Source organism: Microvirga sp. P4_G7 (assembly GCF_056401005.1).
In genome coordinates, this window is record NZ_JBFUKD010000347.1 from 1 (window position 1) to 3,817 (window position 3,817).

Annotated in this window: 9 protein-coding genes and 1 pseudogene; all 10 read left to right on the forward strand. The window is 60.2% G+C overall.

Annotation, left to right across the window (positions count from 1 at the left end):
* Positions 1 to 615: 30S ribosomal protein S3 (gene rpsC / locus AC1DT3_RS14235; RefSeq protein ID WP_477465905.1), on the forward strand; the 615-nt coding region annotated here is incomplete at its 5' end.
* A gap of 24 nt (positions 616 to 639) precedes the next feature.
* Positions 640 to 1,053: a 50S ribosomal protein L16 gene (gene rplP / locus AC1DT3_RS14240; protein ID WP_112663949.1), complete on the forward strand. Its 414-nt coding sequence runs from the start codon at positions 640 to 642 to the stop codon at positions 1,051 to 1,053.
* A 10-nt stretch (positions 1,054 to 1,063) separates the two neighbouring features.
* Complete coding sequence (gene rpmC, locus AC1DT3_RS14245) at positions 1,064 to 1,276, forward strand: 50S ribosomal protein L29 (RefSeq protein ID WP_477465906.1); 213 nt, start codon at positions 1,064 to 1,066, stop codon at positions 1,274 to 1,276.
* Between the two features lie 11 nt (positions 1,277 to 1,287).
* Entirely contained in the window at positions 1,288 to 1,527 is a 240-nt protein-coding gene (gene rpsQ / locus AC1DT3_RS14250; RefSeq protein ID WP_477465907.1) for a 30S ribosomal protein S17, read from the forward strand.
* Between the two features lie 163 nt (positions 1,528 to 1,690).
* Positions 1,691 to 2,059 (forward strand): 50S ribosomal protein L14, encoded by a 369-nt coding sequence (rplN, locus tag AC1DT3_RS14255; protein WP_099511397.1) that lies wholly within the window; start codon positions 1,691 to 1,693, stop codon positions 2,057 to 2,059.
* A complete protein-coding gene (gene rplX, locus AC1DT3_RS14260; protein WP_477465908.1) occupies positions 2,059 to 2,376 on the forward strand; it encodes a 50S ribosomal protein L24 in 318 nt (105 codons plus the stop codon). The genes rplN and rplX overlap by 1 nt, the downstream gene beginning before the upstream one ends.
* The gene (gene rplE, locus AC1DT3_RS14265; protein WP_477465909.1) at positions 2,369 to 2,935 is read left to right on the forward strand and encodes a 50S ribosomal protein L5; all 567 of its coding nucleotides are present in this window, start codon (positions 2,369 to 2,371) and stop codon (positions 2,933 to 2,935) included. Before rplX ends, rplE begins: the two co-directional genes overlap by 8 nt.
* Before the next feature lie 39 nt (positions 2,936 to 2,974).
* Positions 2,975 to 3,280: a 30S ribosomal protein S14 gene (gene rpsN / locus AC1DT3_RS14270; protein WP_477465910.1), complete on the forward strand. Its 306-nt coding sequence runs from the start codon at positions 2,975 to 2,977 to the stop codon at positions 3,278 to 3,280.
* A 13-nt stretch (positions 3,281 to 3,293) separates the two neighbouring features.
* Positions 3,294 to 3,689 (forward strand): 30S ribosomal protein S8, encoded by a 396-nt coding sequence (gene rpsH, locus AC1DT3_RS14275; RefSeq protein WP_477465911.1) that lies wholly within the window; start codon positions 3,294 to 3,296, stop codon positions 3,687 to 3,689.
* A 36-nt stretch (positions 3,690 to 3,725) separates the two neighbouring features.
* Positions 3,726 to 3,817, forward strand: a pseudogene (locus tag AC1DT3_RS14280) (50S ribosomal protein L6); the annotation flags it as partial.

The following is a 3,817-nucleotide window of genomic DNA, read 5'->3' on the forward strand; positions in this document are numbered from 1 at the left end:
AAGCTGATGCATGAGGACATGGCGATCCGCGATGCTCTCATGAAGATGCTGAAGCAGGCCGCCGTTTCGAAGATTGTGATCGAGCGTCCGCACCGGAAGTGCCGCGTCACCATTCACTCGGGTCGTCCGGGCGTGGTGATCGGCAAGAAGGGCGCGGACATCGAGAAGCTGCGCAAGCTCGTCAACAAGATGACGAACGCGGATGTGACGATCAACATCGTCGAAGTCCGCAAGCCGGAAGTCGATGCGACGCTGGTCGCGGATTCGATCGCTCAACAGCTCGAGCGTCGTGTCGCGTTCCGTCGCGCCATGAAGCGCGCCGTTCAGTCGGCGATGCGTCTCGGCGCCGAGGGCATTCGTATCAACTGCKCSGGCCGTCTYGGCGGWGCCGARATYGCWCGYMTSGAGTGGTATCGCGAAGGTCGCGTTCCGYTGCAYACSCTGCGSGCCGATGTCGATTACGGCACGGCGACGGCTTTCACGACGTACGGAACGTGCGGCATCAAGGTCTGGATCTTCAAGGGCGAAATCCTTGAGCACGACCCGATGGCGCAGGACAAGCGCATGAACGACGAGGGAGGCCGCTCGGGTGGCCGCCGCGAGCAAGCGGCGTAACCGAGGGGTCAGGAGAGGTTTGCCATGTTGCAACCGAAGAAAACGAAGTTCCGTAAGCAATTCAAGGGCCGCATCTCCGGCACCGCGAAGGGTGGAACGGATCTCAATTTCGGCCAGTTCGGCTTGAAGGCGATGGAACCCGAGCGTGTGAACGCTCGGCAGATCGAGGCGGCTCGCCGCGCGATCACCCGCGCCATGAAGCGTGCCGGTCGCGTTTGGATCCGCATCTTCCCGGACGTGCCGGTGTCGTCGAAGCCGACCGAAGTGCGTATGGGTAAAGGTAAGGGCGCTCCCGAATTTTGGGCAGCACGGGTCAAGCCGGGCCGCATCATGTTCGAGATCGACGGCGTGCCGGAAGATATCGCTCGCGAGGCCCTGCGCCTCGGTGCGGCGAAGCTTCCGATCAAGACGCGCTTCATTCAGCGAATCGCCGAGTAAGGAGGGGATCATGAAGTCCAAACAGAGAGCCTCCGACCTCAAGACGCTGTCGAACGATCAGCTGCAGGACGAGTTGCTGAAGTTGAAGAAGGAGCAATTCAACCTCCGCTTCCAGCGCGCGACCAACCAGCTCGAAAACACAGGACGCGTTCGTGAGGTCCGTAAGGACATCGCCCGCGTCAAGACGCTGCAGCGCCAAAAGTCGGCGACGGCGAAGGTTTAAAGGGGATCAGAATGCCGAAGCGCGTTTTGCAAGGCGTCGTTATCAGCGATAAGCAGGATAAGACGGTCGTTGTGAAGGTGGAGCGCCGTTTCACGCACCCGGTCATGAAGAAGACCGTGCGTCGGACGAAGCACTACCATGCTCACGACGAAGGAAATACGGCGAAGGTCGGCGATACGGTCTCCATCGAGGAGTCCAAGCCGATCTCGAAACTCAAGACCTGGGTGCTCGTCGACCAAGCGAAAGCCTAAAAGGTTTACGCTAGGGCTTGTCTATCGAGGGTGGCTCGTGTATACGGCCGCCCTTCTCGACAATGAAGGGCAGGGGACAAGAGATCCCCGTCAGGCGTAGTCCGGGGAGGCAATCGTGCCTCTGCCCGGAAACCTGTCTGAAACAAAGGAAAGGATCAAAGCCATGATCCAGATGCAGACGAATCTAGACGTTGCCGACAATTCCGGTGCGCGTCGCGTGATGTGCATCAAGGTTCTCGGTGGTTCGAAGCGTAAGTACGCTTCTGTCGGCGATATCATCGTCGTTTCCGTCAAAGAAGCTATTCCGCGCGGTCGCGTGAAGAAGGGCGACGTCATGAAGGCGGTCGTCGTTCGCACCGCCAAGGACATCCGTCGCGTCGACGGCTCGGTCATCCGTTTTGACCGCAATGCCGCCGTTCTGATCAACAATCAGAAGGAGCCGGTGGGCACCCGTATTTTCGGGCCCGTCCCCCGCGAGCTGCGCGCCAAGAATCACATGAAGATCATTTCACTGGCGCCGGAGGTGCTCTAATGGCCGCTAAGATCAAGAAAGGCGACAAAGTCGTCATTCTGACCGGTCGCGACAAGGGCAAGACCGGCGAAGTCGTGCAAGTGATGCCGAAGGAAGAGCGCGCGATCGTTCGCGGCGTGAACCTCGTCAAGAGGCACCAGCGGCAGACTGCCGCCCAGGAAGGCGGGATCATCTCGAAAGAGGCTCCGATCCACCTGTCGAACCTGGCTTACTCGGACCCCAAGGACGGCAAGCCGACCCGGGTTGGATTCAAGATCATGGACGACGGCCGCAAGGTCCGCGTCGCCAAGCGCTCGGGAGACCTGATCGATGGCTAAGGCTCAGGTGGACGGTTACACCCCGCGCATGCGGAAGCACTACGAAGACGTAGTGCGCCCGGCGCTCATCAAAGAGTTCGGCTACAAGAACCCCATGGAAGTTCCGACGATCACCAAGATCGTTCTGAACATGGGCGTTGGCGAGTCGACCGCGGATTCCAAGAAGGCGAACGTCGCCGCCTCGGAACTCGCTCTCATCGCCGGCCAGAAGCCGGTGATCACGAAGGCCCGTAAGGCGATTTCGCAGTTCAAGGTCCGCGAAAACATGCCGATCGGCGCCAAGGTCACGCTCCGCAAGGCTCGTATGTACGAGTTCATGGATCGTCTCGTGACCATCGCGCTTCCCCGCGTCCGCGACTTCCGGGGCTTGAACCCCAAGTCGTTCGACGGTCGCGGCAACTACGCCCTCGGCATCAAGGAACACCTGGTGTTCCCTGAGATCAGCTACGACAAGGTCGAGCAGGTGTGGGGCATGGACGTGGTGATCGCCACCACGGCTAAAACCGACGACGAAGCCCGTGCGCTCCTGCGTCACTTCAACTTCCCGTTCCGGCAGTGAGGACAGCAGTCCTCATACGCGGACACTGGAGAAAATCGAATGGCTAAGAAAAGCTCTATTGAGAAGAACAAGCTCCGTCGCGAGTTGGTGAAGAAGTTCGCCGGCAAGCGCGAGCGGCTTCTGGCTGTCGCCAACGACGAGTCGAAGTCCATGGAGGATCGCTTCGCAGCGCGCCTCAAGCTGGCGGAACTTCCGCGCAACAGCAATCCGACCCGGATTCGCAACCGTTGCGAGGTTACGGGCCGTCCCCGCGCTTACTACCGCAAGCTCGGCATGTCCCGTATCGCTCTCCGTGAACTGGGCTCGAAGGGCCTGATTCCCGGTCTCGTGAAGTCCAGCTGGTAAGGGAGGCAGTCGAATGATCAACGATCCGTTGGGCGATATGCTCACCCGTATCCGTAACGCGCAGATGCGTCGTCGCGGTACCGTTTCTACCCCTGGTTCGAAGCTTCGCGCTCGTGTCCTCGACGTTCTCAAGTCCGAGGGTTACATCCGCGATTACTCGCAGACCGAGTTTGGCAACGGCCGGACCGAGTTCTCGATCGAACTCAAGTACTACGACAACCAGCCCGTCATCCGCACCATCGAGCGCGTGTCGAAGCCTGGTCGGCGTGTGTACACGTCCGTCGATACCATGCCGCGCGTCGCCGACGGCCTTGGCATCACCATCATCTCGACCCCGCAGGGCGTGATGGCCGATCACGAGGCCCGTGAGAAGAACGTCGGCGGCGAAGTGCTCTGCAAGGTCTTCTAAGACCGGCTTGAGCACAGAACCACGGGAGATTTGAGCATGTCTCGAGTAGGCAAAAAGCCGGTTGCGGTTCCGTCGGGAGTGACGGCGACCATCGACGGCCAGACAGTCAAGGTTAAGGGCAGCAAGGG